Below are 18,449 nucleotides of genomic sequence, written 5' to 3'. Positions count from 1 at the left end.
TAAAATGTAACCGCGCCCCCTACAGAGCCGCGACTGTTACATTTGCGTCACATATGGAATCAGGGATTGATATCGGAATTGTAGTTAGGGCGAATGCCAGCTTCACGCATAGCCTGAAGGCTTAGGATGCCCAGAATTTTCGGCGCGCCTTCGGTGCCCTTGGCCACAATACCATCCACATCATAGCGATAGTCGCCAATATGGAAGAGGGCCGGGTTCTGACGGTCCTTAAAAGCCTGAAGCGGTTGTTCAGCCCCTTCGATACGGACCCAGGCGCTGTCATATAATCGGATACTCATCAAAATATACTCTTAGGATAAATGGCTAAAAAAAACCCGCGACACGGCTAAGGGGCTTCATAGCACGCCGCTTCGCGATGTGGGATGCTATTTGGAATAAAATTTATGTCATAGGGCGCGAACCTTAAAATAATGTCGCCAGTCCGGTGATTTCCATCTGGCGGGCTGTGGTCCTAAATACCGGAATATCATGCACATAATCCCTGAATGTGCCTTTATTGAGATAGCCCCGGCAAAAGCGCTCCGCATCGAACAGATCATCGATCAGATCAAGCAAGGCCCCGGTCAGATAAATCCCGCCGCGCGCGCCCATGATCAGGGCAACATCCGAGGCCATCCCGGCCAGCCAGTCGGTCACGATGCCGATCGCCTCCTGCGCACGCCGGTCGCCTGATCGGGCGCGGTCAACCACGCCCGCCGCATCCGTCGCTGTGACCGGCACACCGTCAATCAGACTGAGCGTCTCCCACACCGCACACAGGCCGTTAAGCGAAATCCCCATTTCGCGCGACACATGGCCAAAGCGATGCTGCATCACCTTAAGGACAGCCCATTCCCGGTCTGTTTTCACCGGCAAATCCGAGTGCCCGCCTTCACCGGGCAAGGCCGTCCAGCCGCCCGCACCATCAGCCACAAGTGCGGCCAGCCCCAGACCATAGTGCGGCCCCAGCACGGCAATCACGGTCTCTTCGGCGTTTTCACCTCCGCATATTTTTGAGCGTTCATTGCGCTTCAAGGTCGGAATGGCCAAGGCGCGCGCCACGAAATTATTGACCAGATTGACCCGCTGAATATCCAGCAACTGCCGCAGTTCATCGCGCGACAAGGTCATATTACCTTCGGGCAAATGGATGATGCCGTCATCTTCCCAACCGCGCGAGGATACCGCCGCCCCTTTCAGACGCGGATTGTCCTTTCGTTTGAGAAAGTCGCGGATCGCGCCGTCCAGATCGCTGCGGCCGGCACATTCATATTGTTCCGCCAACTGAGGCCTATGGCCCGGATCGGCCAGAGCCAGATTGACATGCGATCCCATAGACAGATCGCACAACAGAACCTGATCGCCCATTGCGTACTCCTGATGTTACTTGTCCCTGCGTGGCGTCTGATGCGCCCTTTATGGATCAGGAGTATCGGGCCCATTTCATAAGAAAGAAATAATAAATCGTCAGGCATCAATCCGCTGCAATGAGGCGCAGGTTTGCGCCACATGCTGCTCATGAGACGGCAGGCCGCCGACGCGAGCGGTGACACCTTCGCGGATACGACTGAGGCGATATCTGAATTCTTCTTCGGCCATGACATCGGCAACCGGGTGATGGGCCTGGGGGGCGAGCCCTTGGCCCACCAGAACGGCAAACCAACTGGCCTCTTTGAATAGTTCTTCGTGCCGTACCAGTGTCAGGCCATGCCGTTTGAAGCTTTCCAGCCGGTCTTTCAGGCTGTCGGGGATATCCATATGCTTGCAATAGGCCCAGAACGGCGTGTCTTCACGGGTCGTCAGTTTATAATGCGCAATCAAGAAATCTTTGACATTGGTATATTCGGTCAGCATTTCCTGATTGAAGTGGTCACGCTGATGGTCACTGATCCCGTCTTTCGGGAAATAGGTCATCAGCTTTGAAATCGCCGCCTGCACCAGATAGATTGAGGTCGATTCCAGCGGCTCAAGAAAGCCCGACGACAGGCCCATGGCGACGACATTGTGGTTCCACATCTTTTTGCGGTGGCCGGTGACGAATTTCAACAGGCGCGGCTCGGCCTGGGCCTTGCCGTCCAGCCGCTGCAGGATCAGTTCGCTGGCTTTGGCCTCATCCAGATAGGCGTCGCAGAACACATAACCATTGCCGGTGCGGTGCTGGAGCGGAATGCGCCATTGCCAGCCGGCTTCCTGCGCGGTCGAGGTCGTGTAAGGGGTGGCCGGCCCGACTTTGTCGCACGGCACGGCGACGGCGCGATTACACGGCAGCCATTTTGACCAGTCCTCATAACCGCTTTTGAGCGTTTGCTCGATCAGCAGACCGCGAAAGCCGGAGCAGTCGATGAAGAAATCGCCCTCGACCACACGGCCATCGCTCAGGGTCACGGACGTGATATCACCGCTGTCGCCATCCTGCGTCACATCGACAATCTTGCCTTCCTGCCGCACCACGCCCAGAGCTTCGCCGAACCGGCGCAGGAAGCGGGCGTAAAGGGCCGCGTCAAAATGAAAGGCATAGTTGATGGCGGGCAAGGCGGGATTATCGTTAGGCACCCGCGCAAACCGGTTTTGCCGGGCCGCCATGGTTTCGGCATTAAAGATACCAAAATCAGGCGAGCCGCCCGCCTCCACAAAACGCCGCCAATAGTGCAGAAAACCGATCCCGTTCATATCGACACCGTAGACGCCGAACGGGTGGAAATAGTCGCTGCCCAAGGCCGACCAGTTCATGAAGCGGATGCCGAGCTTAAACGTGGCATTGGTCTCACGCATGAAGACGTTTTCATCAAGGCCCAGAACCTTATTGAAAAACTGCATCATCGGAATGGTCGCTTCACCGACCCCGACGGTGCCGATCTCATCGGATTCGATCAGGGTGATGCTGTGGTGGCGCGTCCCCAAAAGCTTTGATATGGCCGCCGCCGCCATCCACCCGGCCGTGCCGCCACCCACGACCACGATTTTACTGATCTGTTTCATGTCCCTGCTCACGTTTATGGTTCAGGTTTTACCATCGATACCGCCGCACCAGAATAAAAAAAGCGCGCCGATCTGAATGACCGGCGCGCCGTTTAAACCCTGGTCAGGCTTTAGTATTTCAGGCGGATACCGACCTGAATGCGGCGGTCATTTTCGTACCAACCGGCCGGCATGAACTTAGCCGCGGTATTCGGATTGGCTTCCGTCGGGCCTTCGACCTGTTGCAGGAACTTGGTCTCCGTACCGAGCAGGTTTGAGCCCTGAACGTTCAGTTCGATATTGTCGGTCAGCTTATAGCGGAAGGAGGCATCGAGGAAGCCTTCGGCCTCATTCCATACCGGCAGACCGATACAGCAGTCGTTGACCGAAATCAGATATTCCGAACGCCAGTTATAGGCCAGACGCGCGCCAATCCGATCTTTTTCGTACATCAGGACGACGTTATAGGCATCATCCGACAGACCTTCCAGACGGCCCGGATTGATCGAGCCCGTCTCGGCTGAGCCTGCGGTCGCTCCACCGTCAGCCGTATCGATCACAATATTCTGGGTCGCCACACCATCGTTTTCAATACGGGTATAGTTAGCCTGAATACCCAACCCATCAAACGGGGCAGGCAGGAAGTCGAAGTAGCGCTGATAGGCCAGTTCAAGACCCTTGAGCGCCGCACCATCCCCGTTAACCGGGCCGGTTACGCGCACATCGCGGGTCACGCCATTGTTGGTGATCGGTACAATGAACGTGCCGTTCTGGATGTAGTCCTTAAACTCCTTGTAGAACAGGTTGGCAGTGAACGACCCCACGGCGGCAAAGTAATGCTCAACCGTGATATCGAACTGATCCGCCATAACCGGTCTCAGGCGTGGATTGCCGGTCGATCCGGTATAGCTGTAGTTATAGCTGAACGGCTGGCCATTCGTGCCCAGTACGATATTGGGGTTACCAACCCTGATATCAGCCTGATTCAGATTACCACGACCCAGTGCCATATAGTTACGCAGCAAACCGATATCGGGTTTAGACATGGCCCGTGACGCGGCAAGGCGCACGACCCACTTGGGGTTAACGTCAAACTTGATGTTGAAGCTCGGCAAGGTCTTAAGGGTTGAGGACTCAACCGTCGACAACGCGCTGCCGAAGTCACTGAAAGCCTGATCGTCGAGCGAATTTACCGCCAGACACTGAGGTGTTACCGCATATTGCCCGGGCTGAAGCTGGGCGATCTGCTGTGGTGTCATCGGCTCACAGTTCAGGTCAGCCGTCGTAAAGGCGGTGGGGAAGCTGATACCCCCGGCACTGGTGACTTCTGTTTTTACGACACGCAGCCCGATGTTACCCGATACACCGATACCATCGAAAATGGTGGCGTCCGGCCCGCCGAATTTCAGCATGACGTAGGCCGCCTTGGACTTTTCGCTAACGTCCAGGATTTCCGAAGGCGTGAAGCAGGAGCCGGAAATTTCGGCAGCCCGTTCACAGATCGGACTCCATGAGGATGAGGCGACGCCACCTTCATCGGTTTGGCCGCCAATGCTAAACCGTTTGGCCAGTTCCGATGCGTTTGAAATCACATCATGGGTAATGAACGGGAAAACGCTTTGGCTCAGAAGGTTATCGTCCAAAATCCCGCTAATGCTGCGGTTCTCGATATAACCCGGTTCATAACCCTGGAACGCCCCCGCAGGCCCGACACTGGGGCCGGAGTCGACAAAGTAGGACTGCGCCGCATTGGTGCTCCAGATACTGGCGACGTTCGCCCAGTTATAATTCGACCACTGATGCTGCTGCTCGCGATCGGCATAACGCACCCCAGCGCGCACGCTGTCCAGCCACGGGCTGTCCATGTCATAGGCGACATCGGCACGGAAGGCTTTTTCAGTGCCCTTTGAGTCCGTGACGTGATCCATAATCCATTCAGGTGAATAGTTACGCGGATCAGCCAGACCGTCACCAATCAGGTTGTAACGGGTGGGGTCTTCGAGTGTGATCTTGGGATATTCGCCGGTCAGGTCGAGATTGACATTGGCAAAGGACTTAAGCCCCATGCTGACATCATAGTTTTCGGTCGAGGCCTTGACATACTGACCATCGAAATTGAAGCGCAGCTTATCGGTCGGATTCCAGACGAAGTTGAGGCCGAGATCTTCAACCACGCGGGTTTCCGTCGAATAGCGCGATGAGGTAACAAAGCCGACACCGTATTCGCAGTTACGATTACCGTGCGTTACGCCGGAATTGATACAGGGTTGAATAAACGGCACGTCCACGCCGTGCTGGTTGTGGGTGCCGAACTGATCCGTAGACCCATCCAGCCATGATACAGGGTTGGTGCCCCAGTTAATATCACCCTTACCCCAGCCATCGCTGGCCGTGGTGATGACACCGGTCTGGAACAAACCATCGGAGCGGAAGGTAAACGGAACCCCCGGCACATAACAGCTCGCGCAGTTTTCGTCGGTCAGATCCGTCGGCGTGATCAGGTTCGGGTCGGTGAACGGGGTCGTATGGGTGTTGGTCGCCGGGTTGACCCAGTAGAAGGTGCTGCCGACCGAATCTTCGAACCATTCATTGGTGTAGCTGGAACGGTTATATTGCGCGGTCGCCAGCATGGTGCGGTCAGGGCTGGCCCACTGCGCCGCAAAGGACACGCCCTCGCGGGTGCGCTCATAGAGGTTGTCGTTGATTGAGAAGCCCGACGGAATGTAGACCGTTTCCGTATTGCCATAGGTGCCCGGCACAAACGGCATCATGCGCGGCAGGGTCGTGCCCTGAGAATTGGTTTCGACCACCGAATAGGTTGCGTTGCCGAGCAAACCAAATTCACCCAGATCGGTATCCCAGCGATTGGAGATCAGGGCCGACACGTTCGGCGTCGTGCTCTTGGCCAGATCGCCGTAGTTGGCTTCAAGCGTGCCGGAGATCAAACGGCCCTTCTGGTCAAACGGCAAGCGCGTGCGCAGATTGATCGTCCCGGCAATCCCGCCTTCGATCAGTTCCGCAGTCTGGTTCTTATAGATATCGACCCCGCCCATCAGTTCCGGCGAGACGTCCGACCAGTTCAGACCATAGCCTGACGTCGCGCTGAACGTATCACGGCCATTGAACTCTGAGCGCACCTGCGCAAGGCCGCGCACTACGACGCCCGACGGCTCGGCCGAAAAGCGCATGACATCGTTCTTGGCCGCAAAGCGGGTCACGGCCACACCGGCAACCCGTTGCAGGGCTTCGGCCACCGACTTATCCGGGAAGGCACCGATATCGGTGGCGGTGATCGAGTCCACGACCGTGTCGGCATTACGCTTTAAGGTCTGCGCATTTTGCAGAGCCTTACGCACACCCACGACGACCACTTCGGTCGGCGCGTCATCTTCGGAGGCTTCGGTGGTGTCTTGCGCATAGGCCGGCGCCATGGCGCCCAACGCGGTCAAGGATGCGCACAGTATAAGCGCGGCGTGCGACACGCCACCCTTCATGGTCTTCAGCATAAAATGTCCTTCCCTGTGAAATCCAATGCCGCTTTCAGATCTTTTTTGATCTGTTGATACACGACACCGGACAGCTATTTGTGCGCACAATTACCCTGTGCGTACATCGCTTCTATCCTAGAGATAACTCAGGTCTGAACGGCTGAAAAGACATTAAATAAAATTGATATAATTAAACAGCGAGCTGTGACAAATTAACGTCACACAATTGCCAGAATTGTACGATGGTGACTTTACGCCTACGCGGCTTTGGATTCAGGAGGAACGGCGGGCCCAAACGCGCCCAGAATATGCTGGATCATTCCCTTGGCCAGTTCTTCCTCGCCAAAGAAGACCGTGCCGAGTTTTTCCTCTCGGATGAAGTTCATCTCATCTTCGCTGTGGGTGCGGATCACCAGCTTTATACCTGGGTTAAGCCTTTGGGCGATCTCGCTCATCCGGCGGACATTAAGCGAATCCGGCGTGGCGATAACCAGCATGGCGGCATGTTGAATGTGGGCCTGAATCAGCACTTCGGGTTCGGTGGCATCGCCCGATACCGCAACCTTACCCATCTGGCGCAGGTCTTCGACCCGTTCGCGGTTTTGCTCGGCAACCACATAGGCGATATTCTGGGACTCCAGCGCATCGGCAATGCGCTTACCCACCCGTCCGTAACCCACCAACACGACTTGCCCTTTGAGGTATTTTGCCTCGGTCGTGGCGGGCAGTTCGGCATAGGGGTCTTCGCGGCGGTCCAGCTTGCGCCCCAGATCCGAATGCTCGACGAACCAGTTTGAAAACGGCTTGATGGCGGCAAAGACGAACGGGTTAAGCGCGATGGAAATAATCGCCCCCGCCAGCACCAGCGACATGCCTTCTGGCGGCAGCAGGTTCAGCGACATACCAAGACCGGCCAGAATAAACGAGAACTCACCGATCTGAGCCAGGCTGGCCGATACGGTCAGCGCCGTCTTAAGCGGATAGCGGAAGAACAGCACCAACCCCGCCGCGGCAATGGATTTACCGATAACGATAATGGCCACCACGCCCAGGACCTGAAGCGGCTGGGTCAGGATAATTTCGGGGTCGAACAACATGCCGACCGAGACGAAAAACAACACCGAAAACGCATCGCGCAGCGGCAGGGTTTCTTCGGCGGCGCGGTGACTGAACTGAGATTCGCGCATCACCATGCCTGCGAAAAACGCCCCCAGCGCAAACGACACTGAAAACAGCTCTGCCGCGCCGAAGGCGATGCCGATCGCCACCGCCACCACCGACAAAGTGAACAGTTCGCGCGATCCGGTGCGGGCCACCTGCCACAATATCCACGGCAGGACGCGTTTACCGACAATCAGCATCAGGGCAATGAACGCCCCGACCTGCAACAGGGTCTGGCCGATCGTGACCCAGATACCGGCCGAGACGGTCGCTTCCTTGCCCGACAACAGGCCCGACAGCGGCGGCAGCAGCACCAGCACCAGAACGGTCACCAGATCTTCAACCACCAGCCAGCCGACCGCGATCTTACCGTTCATGGTATCGATCAGATTACGGGCCTCCAGCGCCTTGAGCAGCACTACGGTCGAAGCACAGGACAGACACAGGCCAAACACGATCGCGGGTCCCACGGCCCAGCCCCACATCATCGCCATCCCGGCCCCAAGCGCGGTCGCCAGCCCCATCTGCACGATCGCCCCCGGAAGGGCGATACGCCGCACCGACATCAGATCATTAAGCGAGAAATGCAGGCCCACCCCGAACATCAGCAGCATGACGCCAATCTCAGAAAGCTGCGAGGCTATGCCGGCATCGGCGACAAATCCGGGCGTTGCCGGACCAATCAGAAACCCCGCCACCAGATAGCCAACCAGTGCCGGCAGCTTGATGCGCTCAGCAATAAAGCCAAACACCAGCGCCAGCCCAAAGCCCCAGGCTACGGTCGTAATCAGCGAGATATTATGATGATCCATGCGCCGGGCGATCCTTTCCGTGTTTTGATCCGTTATAGTCTGCGCCATAAGCGGCAGACACAACCCCAACGACGCGCGTGACACATCACGCACAGCATAGCTAACGTGCCTATTAGTCCTGAATGGACGGGACGCACGCAAATATGGGGAACCGGCACATCAAAATGCGCCATCGCCTATTAATGTCAGGTCTGACACCTCAAAGGTCAAGTCTAAATACGTATAATTTTTCTTTATTTTTGTAATAAAGCTGAGAGATAAGAAATTATACATACCCTCATAAAAATTAATCTGACCTACGGGTTTGTATAAAGCCGAAGATCAGACGCAGGCGGAATATAGTCTAAAGGCTGGTCACGGTTGGGCGGGTACGCCGTCCAGGCCAGCACATAGACCTCGCCTTTCGGGCCTTTGGTCTCAGCGGTATTAATCTGCTGTCCTTCCGGCACAGCGATGCGAGTTTTCAGGCGATCCGCAACGGACGCGACTGTGCGTTCTTCGATCAGCTTAAGGGTTTGCGCATCAAGAATAAGATCTATGGCCTGCCCCAGACGAACGACCCGCACCACCAGCCGCCCCTGATCCAGCGGGCGCGCCCCCTCGACAAAGAGTTCACTGTTCAGAGAGCCCGTGCCTTTAAAATCCCAGCGATAGCCCTGCCAGTCACTGATCTGACGCCGGTTCCAGCGGCTGCCCTCACGCCGCGCCACCCAGATCTGGGTGTTACCGGCCTGATCATACTTATGATAGGTGATCATGGCCCGCCCCAGATCATCAAAACCCACAACCGTATTGTTGTTGATCATCCCGCCCTTGACCGGCACCTGATCAACGATATCGGCCTCAGATAGACGGATCGGCAGAGTGAGCGGGCGGCCATCGGCGGCCTGCCAGTTTATCAGGTCACGGCTTTTGGCGTAGCTTAAGTCATGATTGGTTTCAGCGTGCGGGCTGTCGCGCCATACCCAGGCTATGTGGAAAAACCCGTCCGGCCCCTGCACCGGCCCGACGAAATAGGCATTGCGCTTGCCCTCACCATCGACCAGCGGGGCCGAGGTCAGCGCCTGCCAGCGACCGGTCGTTTCATCATAGATATTGTAGATTTCGTTGCCCCGACCGGATGTGCCATCGCGGTATTTGAAGATCAGCCGCCCGGCACCGTCTTTGAGGAACACCGGATAGGTCATGGCGGTCTCTTTGGCCGCATCAACCAGGACCGGCATGCGCTCTAGGGTGCGGACATCGCCGGACGGGTCGCTACGGAAATAGGTCAGCGGATCGACATGCATATTGCCCGCTACATGCACGGCGCCGTCTTTGTCGATCGCCACGGCAATCAGGTTATGACTGTCCCAGCCCAGCCAGGTATCGACCTTGTGATAGACCCAGTGGGCCGGATTGTTGAGCGGGCGCTGAGCGACCGTCAGTTGCCGGTTCGCATCATAATAGGCGACGTAAATGTGGGAGGCTGAGGTCGTGACCGCAAAGCCGACACTGTGCCCGGCCCAGACCTTATCGATCGCCTCTACGGACTGCGCCTGAACCAGAGGTGCAAACAAAAGTGCCGCGATGACCATCAGATATTTCAGCATCATGAACCTTAAGATATCCGGCGCGGAAAATAGAGCGCCGCCTCCGGCCGCCACAGCCCTTTGAGGTCAGCATAGGGCACGACATAGTAATCACCCATGCACGCCCCGATCACATGGGGCAGATCGGTCAGGGAAAACACCAGCCCCTTATCGTTGAACGACAGGCTGTAGTCGCGGTCAAAGCCCTCACCCAGACAGTCCTGTGGTGCCTGCTGTTTAAGGTCATAGGCCGATCCCGGTTCCAGCCTTGCCCGCAGGTGCGCATATTCCGCCCCATCCAGTTTCAGCAGCCGGTTGAGATCCAGCTCCTCACCGCGGCGCAGATCATAGAGCGCATAGCGAAAGCTGTTATTGGGATAGGCCCCGCCACAGTAGGTCGAGCCGCCTTCACGAATAACCATGACGCTTTCGGTGATAAAACTGACTTCGGATTGGTACTCATCCCAGCCGCCCAGGGCGCCGCCCCCGGCATCCTCGGACTGTGCGCGGCAATCGAGGCCGTACTGGGTCATGCGGTAGCGCTCGCGGTCCAGCAGCCGGTTGACCCGCGTCAGAATGTCGAGTGACGGATGGCGCGACAGGCGCGGATAGTGGATGCCCGTGCCCTTATCGGTCGCCATGACATAAGCCACCGCGCCTGCGCGCACCTCCGGCCCGTAGGTGGTCGTGGCCGCCAGTTGCCGCCACAGATAGGGATTATCGCTGACCTCATAGTCGCTCAGGTCATCAAGGGCGTAATAAAGCCCCGCGGCCTCCTGCACCGCCATCACGGCACCCACCTTGCGGTCGCCAACCGATTTCAGCATCACCGGCAAACCGCTTAAGCGTCCGGAGGCAATCCATTGCCCGCTTAAGCCCCCTGTGCGCGGCGTCAGGGTAAAGCTGGCTTTCGCCGGACACTGATCGCTTTGCAGATAACAGGCCGGGTCATATTCGCGCAGAATCAAGCGCACCCCGCGCCGTTCCACACCCAACTGAATATGCGCGCGGTGCTGACGATAGAAATAGCGGGCCGCTGAGACGTCCTGACCGGCATCCGTCCGGGTGCTCAAAATCTCCAGCACAATGGGGTGTTTACCGAGCGTGCCTTCATAGACCTGCTGATGGATCACGGGGGCGGGTTGCGCCCCGACGGGGCTGCTGAACACGGCCATAGCGGCCCAGATGGCCAATGCTGTGATACGCAAAGCGCACGCCTTCCCCTCAGTGACGGTCAGACGTTTATAAACGCCGAACCCCTGATTGCAAAGGCCTTATGCGCCGAACAATAACGCCGTTGTCCCGCGCACCATATCCTGAAGCGTTTCGCGGCTGGCGCCTGCGCGGGCGCGCACGCCCAGATTAGCGGTCAGGCCGATAATCATCTGCGACAGGGCCTTCGGGTCCTGATCGGCGCGAATGAAACCCATATCGCGGGCCTGAGCGAAAAAGGTTTCAAAGCGGATGTCAAACTGATCAATGGTGTTTTGCAGCATCTCAAGGATGCTCTCGTGCTGCGGAGCTTCGTTCAGCGCCGTACACATGAAGGCACAGCCCAGCGGATGCTCGGCCTCTCCGGTATAGGTGTCGATCATAATGTCGAAATAGCGCCGGATAATCGATCGCACCGTATCATTTTGCCCGCTGCAGGTCAGCACCGCATCAAGCTGGCTGTCCGTGCGGGCGCGGTAACGCTGCATAGCCTTGAGATAGAGCGATTCCTTATCACCAAACCCGGCATAGAGGCTGGGACGATTGACGCCGGTCGCTTCGACCAGATCATCCAGCGACGTGGCCGCAAAGCCCTTTTGCCAGAAAACCTTAAGCGCCTTATCCAGGACTTCACCCGGATCATAGGCACGCGGACGGCCACGGGCACGGCTGACGCGGGCATAGGCGCAGGCAGCATCATCGACGGCTTTTCCGGCACATTCCGCCGTTCCCGGCAGTTCCAGTTCCGCTTCAACCTCAATCCCATCGGGCTTAATCCCATCAGATTGGGGCGATGCCTTGGACCAGACTTCGGCACGATAGTGAACCATGATACCCAATACTCCTAAACGCGACCATATCCGTGCCGCGCGTTACGCCCCTTATCTTATTATTGCTGGCCAGTGTTTCAAGTCACCGCCGACATTGCCTCAAGTGTAACCGCATCAAGTGTTAATTGCCAATGCGTAAATGCCGCACCGGTTTTTGAGCGGCAATCCACCCATTATGAACTAATTTTGTGCGATTTAGTACAAAATTATTTACAAAACGTCGTTCCGGGTCTATTAATTTGCGAACCAGTACATAAATAGATCACGTTCGCGGTTATTCAAGAGCTAAAATAACCCTTTTCCGCGCTGACGGCGGGCCTTGCGTGATCGCGTACCTTTAAAAATTTTACCCCTTTCTCCCCGAAGGACACTCACATGCGCACTTTTTCTGTTTCCCAGTTCTATAAGGAACGACGCAAGACCCTCGTGGTCGCCGGCGCGTCGCTTCTGGTGCTCGGTGCCGCCACTGGCGGCCTGATCATCGCTTCATCGTCAACCGCCGCCTCCGACAAAACGGCCACCGCTGCCGCACCGGCCATTCCGGTCGGCGTCGCCATCACGACCGAGAGCAATGTCACCGCCTGGGAAGAGTTCTCCGGCCGATTAGAGGCGGTTGAACGCGTCGAAATCCGCCCGCGCGTCGCCGGGCAAATCAAGTCGGTGCACTTCCGCGAAGGCGCTTTGGTCCGTCAGGGCGATCTTTTGTTCACCATCGATCCGGCCCCTTACGCGGCTGAATATGCCCGCGCCAAGGCACAAGTTGCCGCAGCTTCCGCCCGTCTGAACCTGACCCGCTCCGAAGAGGCCCGCGCCCAGCGTCTGCTGGCCGACAATGCCATTTCCCGCAGTGAGGCCGAAAGCCGCCAGAACGACCTTCAGGAAGCTCAGGCCAATCTTGCCGCCGCTTCGGCCCAGTTACAATCGGCCAGCCTGAACCTCAGCTACACTCAGGTGCGCGCACCGGTCTCCGGCCGGGTCGGGCGCATTGATGTCACGCAAGGCAACCTTGTGGCCGCTGGTCCATCGTCATCCGTTCTGACCTCGCTGGTGTCGGTATCCCCGATCTATGCTAGCTTTGACGCTAACGAAGAGGTCATCACCCGCACTTTATCTGAACTTAAGGGCGCTAATGGCAGTATTGCCTTTGAGCGCGTGCCGGTAACGCTGGAGGTCGGCGGTGGTGAGCCGGTGACCGGCAAGCTGCAACTGATCGACAACCAGTTCGATGCCTCAAGCGGCACGGTCAGGGCCAGAGCGGTCTTTTCCAACGCCGATGGTGCGCTGATCCCCGGCCAGTTCGTGCGCGTCCGCATGGGCGAAGCTTCGACCAAGCCCGCCGTTCTGATCCACGAATTGTCGGTCGGCACCGATCAGTCCAAGCGCTTCGTGTGGGTCGTCGGCAAGGATAACGCCGTCGAATACCGCGAAGTCACGCTGGGTGCTTCGGTTAATGGTCTGAAGATCGTCACCTCCGGCCTTAAAGCCGGAGAACGGATTGTCGTGACCGGCCTGCAAGCCATCCGCCCCGGTGCGGTCGTGGCCCCGCAGATCGTCGCCATGACTGACGTCGGCAAGCCCAAGGCCTAATCCAAGAACTCCCCCTCCAAGAAGGGGAGTTCTAAGAAATCAAATTATTCAAATTCTCGCCCACAAAGGGGCAACGCTATGAATCTGTCCAAATTCTTCATCGACAGGCCCATTTTCGCCGGGGTCTTGTCGCTTCTGATCCTGGTGGCGGGGCTGTTATCGCTTCGTACCCTGCCGGTATCGGAATATCCCGAAGTCGTGCCGCCGCAGGTCGTGGTGCGCGCCGTCTATCCGGGCGCCAGCCCGAACGTGATCGCTGAAACCGTGGCCACGCCCATCGAAGAAGCCGTCAACGGCGTTGAGAACATGCTCTATATGTCCTCGACCGCCACCTCTGACGGCGCGATGACCCTGACCGTAACCTTCAAACTAGGCACCGATGCCGACCTTGCCCAGCAGATGGTGCAAAACCGCGTCTCTCAAGCCGAAGCCCGCCTGCCCGCCGATGTGCGCGCTCTGGGGGTGACTACGCAAAAGAGCCAGTCGTCCCTGCCGCTGGTGGTGCATCTTTATTCGCCCAATGACCGCTATGATGTAAATTACCTGCGTAACTACGCCCTGATCCACATCAAGGACCGTCTGCAATCGGTAAAGGGCGTCGCCCCCGTGCAGATGTTCGGCGGCGGCGAATATTCGATGCGGATCTGGCTCGATCCGCAAAAGGTCGCTGAGCGTGGGCTATCCGCCTCTGATGTCGCGCAAGCGATCCGCTCTGAAAACGTGCAGGCCGCAGCCGGTACGATCGGTTCTTCACCCGGCGTGCCTGATATCACCCTGCAAATGTCGGTGAACGCCCAAGGCCGCCTCAAAACCGAAGACGACTTCCGCGAAATCATCGTGAAGTCAGAAAACGGTGCGGTCACCCGTCTGGGCGACATTGCCCGCATCGAGCTGGGCGCTGCCGATTACGCCCTGCGTTCCCTGCTGAATAACAAAGCCGCCGTCGGTATTCCGATCAATGAAATGGCCGGGGCCAACTCGCTGCAATTGTCACGCGATATCCGCGCCACCATGGACGAACTGAAAAAGTCCATGCCCGAAGGCGTCGACTACCGCATCGCCTATGACACCTCGGAATATGTCCAGGAATCGATTGATTCCGTCATCCATACCCTGATTGAAGCCATCATTCTGGTGGTGATCGTGGTCATCATCTTCCTGCAAACCTGGCGCGCCTCGATCATCCCGCTGCTGGCCGTGCCGGTCTCGGTCATCGGTACGTTCGCCGTCATGCACCTGTTCGGGTTCAGCATTAACGCCCTGACCCTGTTTGGTCTGGTGCTGGCGATCGGGATCGTAGTCGATGACGCCATCGTCGTCGTCGAAAACGTCGAGCGCAATATCGAAGCCGGGAAAACCCCGCGTGAAGCCACCTATCAGGCCATGCGCGAAGTCTCAGGCCCGATCATCGCCATCGCTCTGGTGCTGGTGGCCGTGTTCGTGCCGCTGGCCTTCATCACCGGCCTGTCGGGTCAGTTCTATCGCCAGTTCTCGCTGACCATTGCGATTTCGACCGTGATTTCGGCAGTTAACTCCCTAACCCTGTCGCCAGCGCTTGCTGCCCTGCTGCTCAAAGGCCATGATGCCCCAAAGGACGGCTTAACCCGTTTTATGGACAAATGGCTGGGCGGGTTCTTTAATGGCTTCAACAAGCTGTTTAAGACCGGCTCAAACAACTATGCCAAGGGCCTCGGCGGTATCATTCCGCGTAAAGCCCTGATGATGGGCCTTTATCTCCTTCTGGTCGGCCTGACCATGGTGATGTTCAAAACCGTCCCTACCGGCTTTATTCCGGCGCAGGACAAGGCCTATCTGGTCGGCATGGTGCAACTGCCCGAAGGGGCCACGCTGGACCGCACCGAAGCTGTCGCCCGCGAACTGAGCGCCATTGCCATGAAGCAGGAAGGGGTTGCCGATACGCTGGCTTTCCCCGGCCTGTCGATCAACGGCTTTACCCTGGCGTCCAATCAGGCGGTGGTGTTCATGCCGCTGAAATCCTTCCATGACCGTAACTCCAAAGAAACCAGCGCCGGTGCTATCGCTGGGGCTTTGAACCAGAAGTTCCAGTCGATTGCCGGCGGCTATGTCGTCGTCTTCCCGCCCCCGCCTATTCTGGGGCTTGGCACCACCGGCGGCTTTAAACTACAGCTTCAGGACCGCGGGGCCTTAGGTTCCGACGTGCTTGATAAGGCCGCCAAGGACTTTGTCGCCAAGGCCTATCAGACTCCGGAACTTGCGGGTGTGTTCACCAACTATCAGGTCAATGTGCCGCAAATCTATGCTGACATCGACCGCACCAAGGCCCGTCAGTTGGGCGTCAACGTCAATGACGTGCTGGAGACCATGCAGATCTATCTGGGCTCACTCTACGTCAACGACTTCAACCGCTTTGGCCGCACCTATTCCGTCCGTCTGCAAGCCGACGCGCCTTACCGCGCACGGGCCGAAGACATCGGTAAGCTTCAGGTACGTTCTAACACGGGTGAGATGATCCCGCTATCGGCGCTGATGAAGATCGACCCGTCATTCGGGCCCGTGACTGCCAGCCGCTATAACGGCTATCTGACGGCGGACATCAACGGCGGCCCGGCGCCTGGCTTCTCGTCCGGTCAGGCTGAGGCGGCGGCCATGAAGATCGCTGCCGAAGTCCTGCCGCCCGGTATCGAGTATGAATGGACCGACCTGACCTATCAGCAGATTCTGGCAGGCGACTCATCGACCATCATCTTCGCTCTGGTGATCCTGCTGGTCTTTCTGGTGCTGGCGGCTCAATACGAAAGCCTTGTCCTGCCGCTATCGATCATCCTGATCGTACCGATGGGCCTGCTGGCCGCCATGTTCGGGGTTTGGGTATCGGGGGGTGATAACAACATCTTCACCCAGATCGGCCTGTTCGTCCTGATCGGGCTATCGGCCAAGAACGCCATTTTGATCGTGGAATTTGCCCGCGAACTGGAACTGGCGGGACGGAAACCGCTCGATGCCGCCATTGAAGCCTCTCGCCTCAGATTGCGGCCGATCCTGATGACGTCGATTGCCTTTATCATGGGCGTGCTGCCGCTGGTCACCTCTACCGGTGCCGGTTCGGAAATGCGCCATGCGATGGGGGTTGCGGTGTTCTCAGGCATGATCGGGGCGACTATCTTTGGCCTGTTCCTGACGCCGGTTTTCTACGTCACCTTACGCGCCCTCAGCGGCAACCGTCCGCTTAAGGCCCACACCCCGCACACTGATGATGCCGGACATCCGGTCATTGAAGGTACGCCGGTATCCTTATCGGCACACACGGAGGGAAATCCTCATGCTTAAGTCTATTACAACCCTCTCGTTGGCAGCCCTGCTCCTCGCAGGGTGCGCCACCGAACCCCTCAACTCCGCCGCCCTGACCGCACCACCGCTCGCCTTTAAGGGCGAAGCGGCCCCGGCGACGGCGGCCACGCCACCTCTGGCTATGGGTCAGTGGTGGAAGGTGTTTGCAGATCCGACCCTTGACGGCCTGATCGAGCGGTCATTGGCCCGCAACACCGATATCCGTATCGCCGCCGCCCGGTTGGAGCAGTCAAAAGCTCTGGTCAAATCGGCCCGTTCCAGCCTGTTCCCGCAGGCTGGTATCGGCTACGGGGCGTCCCGCGCCACTGAGATCGGCCAGGACCCTAAAGCCTCGACCCTGCATAGTGCTGGCATCGACCTGTCTTACGAAGTCGATATCACCGGTAAGCTGTTCAGTGCCGCCAGGGCGGCTCGTCTGGATGCGCAGGCGTCCGAAGCTCTGCTTGACGACACGCGGCTTCTGATCACAGGCTCTGTGGCGGAAACCTATTTTGCCCTGCGTGCGCTGGATGAAGAACGGGCCATTGTGCGCGAAACCTTAGCGGCCTACCGCACCACCTTAGATGTTACCCAAAGACGTTTTGAGGCCGGTGATGTGGCCGAACTCGATGTGGCGCGCCTTCAGACCGAAGTGTCGTCAAACGAGTCCGAACTGCTGGCCCTTGATCGCCAGCGTGCCCAAATCGAAAACGCGCTGGCCGTGCTGACGGGTGAGATGGCCACGACCTTTGATGTGGAATCGCAGAGCTGGGCTTCCCAGCCGTGGGCCGGTCATGTGCCGGTCGTGCCTGCCGGTATCCCGTCCGACGTGCTGAAACGCCGTCCGGACGTTCAGGCGGCGGAACTTTCCATGCAGGCCGCCCAACGGCGCGTCGGGATCGCTAAGGCCGCCTGGTTCCCATCTCTGACACTGACGGCCTCTGGCGGCTATGCCTCCTCCGACCTCAGCGACCTGTTTGAAGATGCCGGACGCAACTGGTCACTGACCGGTCTGCTGGCTCAAGCCATCTTTGACGGTGGCCGCCGCAATGCCGATATTGCTCTGGCCAAGGGTGATCTTGAGATTGCCTTTGCCGGCTATCAGCAGCAGGTTCTGGTGGCGTTTGCCGATGTTGAGGATCAACTGGCCGCGCGTCAGACCCTTGAGGCACAGGCCCGCACCCAGACCGAGGCGTTGAATGCGGCGTCCCGTGCGCTCAACCTGTCACAGTCGCGCTATCGTAACGGCTATGTGTCGCAGCTTGATCTGCTCGATGCCCAGCGGTCGGAACTACGTACACGGCGACAAGCCTTGCAGGTCAAGGCGGCCCAGTACCAGTCCAGTGTGCGCTTAATCCGCGCATTAGGCGGCGACTGGAACACCATCTGACCCGTTAAGTATTTAGCTGAAAACATCAAGCCCCTTGCGTCTCCTGCTCTAAGGAAACCGTAAGGGGCTTTTTTTATGTGGCTCTGATTTTCCGCTCTCAACTCACGCACTGATGCCTTGTGAGGCTTAAG

General features: G+C 57.9%; 11 protein-coding genes. 3 read left to right on the top strand and 8 right to left on the bottom strand.

Annotated features, from left to right (window positions below; translation table 11 throughout):
* Positions 1-59: 59 nt before the first annotated feature.
* The 8 genes from IE102_RS03785 to IE102_RS03750 all read right to left on the bottom strand — a co-directional run bounded on the left by IE102_RS03785 (position 60) and on the right by IE102_RS03750 (position 12,032).
* Positions 60-299, bottom strand: a complete 240-nt coding sequence (locus IE102_RS03785; RefSeq protein ID WP_189485038.1) for a hypothetical protein — start codon at positions 297-299, stop codon at positions 60-62.
* A 124-nt stretch (positions 300-423) separates the two neighbouring features.
* Positions 424-1,368, bottom strand: a complete 945-nt coding sequence (locus IE102_RS03780) for a glucokinase (protein WP_189485037.1) — start codon at positions 1,366-1,368, stop codon at positions 424-426.
* Positions 1,369-1,467: 99 nt separating this feature from the next.
* Positions 1,468-2,979, bottom strand: coding sequence for a tryptophan halogenase family protein (locus tag IE102_RS03775; RefSeq protein ID WP_189485036.1), 1,512 nt, complete (start codon positions 2,977-2,979; stop codon positions 1,468-1,470).
* A 110-nt stretch (positions 2,980-3,089) separates the two neighbouring features.
* Positions 3,090-6,464 carry a TonB-dependent receptor gene (locus IE102_RS03770; protein ID WP_189485035.1) on the bottom strand — a complete coding sequence of 1,125 codons (3,375 nt, stop codon included), beginning with the start codon at positions 6,462-6,464 and terminating at the stop codon, positions 3,090-3,092.
* A gap of 239 nt (positions 6,465-6,703) precedes the next feature.
* Positions 6,704-8,419, bottom strand: coding sequence for a cation:proton antiporter domain-containing protein (locus tag IE102_RS03765; RefSeq protein WP_189485034.1), 1,716 nt, complete (start codon positions 8,417-8,419; stop codon positions 6,704-6,706).
* A 296-nt stretch (positions 8,420-8,715) separates the two neighbouring features.
* A complete protein-coding gene (locus IE102_RS03760) occupies positions 8,716-10,014 on the bottom strand; it encodes a BNR repeat-containing protein (RefSeq protein WP_189485033.1) in 1,299 nt (432 codons plus the stop codon).
* Between the two features lie 5 nt (positions 10,015-10,019).
* Positions 10,020-11,198 (bottom strand): hypothetical protein, encoded by a 1,179-nt coding sequence (locus IE102_RS03755; protein ID WP_189485032.1) that lies wholly within the window; start codon positions 11,196-11,198, stop codon positions 10,020-10,022.
* Positions 11,199-11,264: 66 nt separating this feature from the next.
* Positions 11,265-12,032 carry a TetR/AcrR family transcriptional regulator gene (locus IE102_RS03750; protein WP_189485031.1) on the bottom strand — a complete coding sequence of 256 codons (768 nt, stop codon included), beginning with the start codon at positions 12,030-12,032 and terminating at the stop codon, positions 11,265-11,267.
* A gap of 375 nt (positions 12,033-12,407) precedes the next feature.
* Between IE102_RS03750 and IE102_RS03745 the strand changes: the two genes are divergently transcribed.
* The 3 genes from IE102_RS03745 to IE102_RS03735 all read left to right on the top strand — a co-directional run bounded on the left by IE102_RS03745 (position 12,408) and on the right by IE102_RS03735 (position 18,318).
* Entirely contained in the window at positions 12,408-13,619 is a 1,212-nt protein-coding gene (locus IE102_RS03745; protein ID WP_189485030.1) for an efflux RND transporter periplasmic adaptor subunit, read from the top strand.
* A 78-nt stretch (positions 13,620-13,697) separates the two neighbouring features.
* On the top strand, positions 13,698-16,928 hold the full coding sequence (locus IE102_RS03740) for an efflux RND transporter permease subunit (protein WP_189485029.1): 3,231 nt from the start codon (positions 13,698-13,700) through the stop codon (positions 16,926-16,928).
* A complete protein-coding gene (locus IE102_RS03735) occupies positions 16,921-18,318 on the top strand; it encodes an efflux transporter outer membrane subunit (protein WP_189485028.1) in 1,398 nt (465 codons plus the stop codon). The genes IE102_RS03740 and IE102_RS03735 overlap by 8 nt, the downstream gene beginning before the upstream one ends.
* Positions 18,319-18,449: the final 131 nt, after the last annotated feature.

The organism is Asticcacaulis endophyticus (assembly GCF_014652575.1).
GTDB lineage: Bacteria > Pseudomonadota > Alphaproteobacteria > Caulobacterales > Caulobacteraceae > Asticcacaulis > Asticcacaulis endophyticus.
Note: the sequence above shows the minus strand (reverse complement) of the source record. Positions and strands in the feature narration are given on the sequence as shown.

What these genes read in the sequence shown, in the direction of transcription:
- IE102_RS03785 (WP_189485038.1), bottom strand. Translation starts at nt 299, where the DNA reads ATGAGTATCCGATTATATGACAGCGCCTGGGTCCGTATCGAAGGGGCT.
- IE102_RS03780 (WP_189485037.1), bottom strand. Translation starts at nt 1,368, where the DNA reads ATGGGCGATCAGGTTCTGTTGTGCGATCTGTCTATGGGATCGCATGTC.
- IE102_RS03775 (WP_189485036.1), bottom strand. Translation starts at nt 2,979, where the DNA reads ATGAAACAGATCAGTAAAATCGTGGTCGTGGGTGGCGGCACGGCCGGG.
- IE102_RS03770 (WP_189485035.1), bottom strand. Translation starts at nt 6,464, where the DNA reads ATGCTGAAGACCATGAAGGGTGGCGTGTCGCACGCCGCGCTTATACTG.
- IE102_RS03765 (WP_189485034.1), bottom strand. Translation starts at nt 8,419, where the DNA reads ATGGATCATCATAATATCTCGCTGATTACGACCGTAGCCTGGGGCTTT.
- IE102_RS03760 (WP_189485033.1), bottom strand. Translation starts at nt 10,014, where the DNA reads ATGATGCTGAAATATCTGATGGTCATCGCGGCACTTTTGTTTGCACCT.
- IE102_RS03750 (WP_189485031.1), bottom strand. Translation starts at nt 12,032, where the DNA reads ATGGTTCACTATCGTGCCGAAGTCTGGTCCAAGGCATCGCCCCAATCT.
- IE102_RS03745 (WP_189485030.1), top strand. Translation starts at nt 12,408, where the DNA reads ATGCGCACTTTTTCTGTTTCCCAGTTCTATAAGGAACGACGCAAGACC.
- IE102_RS03740 (WP_189485029.1), top strand. Translation starts at nt 13,698, where the DNA reads ATGAATCTGTCCAAATTCTTCATCGACAGGCCCATTTTCGCCGGGGTC.
- IE102_RS03735 (WP_189485028.1), top strand. Translation starts at nt 16,921, where the DNA reads ATGCTTAAGTCTATTACAACCCTCTCGTTGGCAGCCCTGCTCCTCGCA.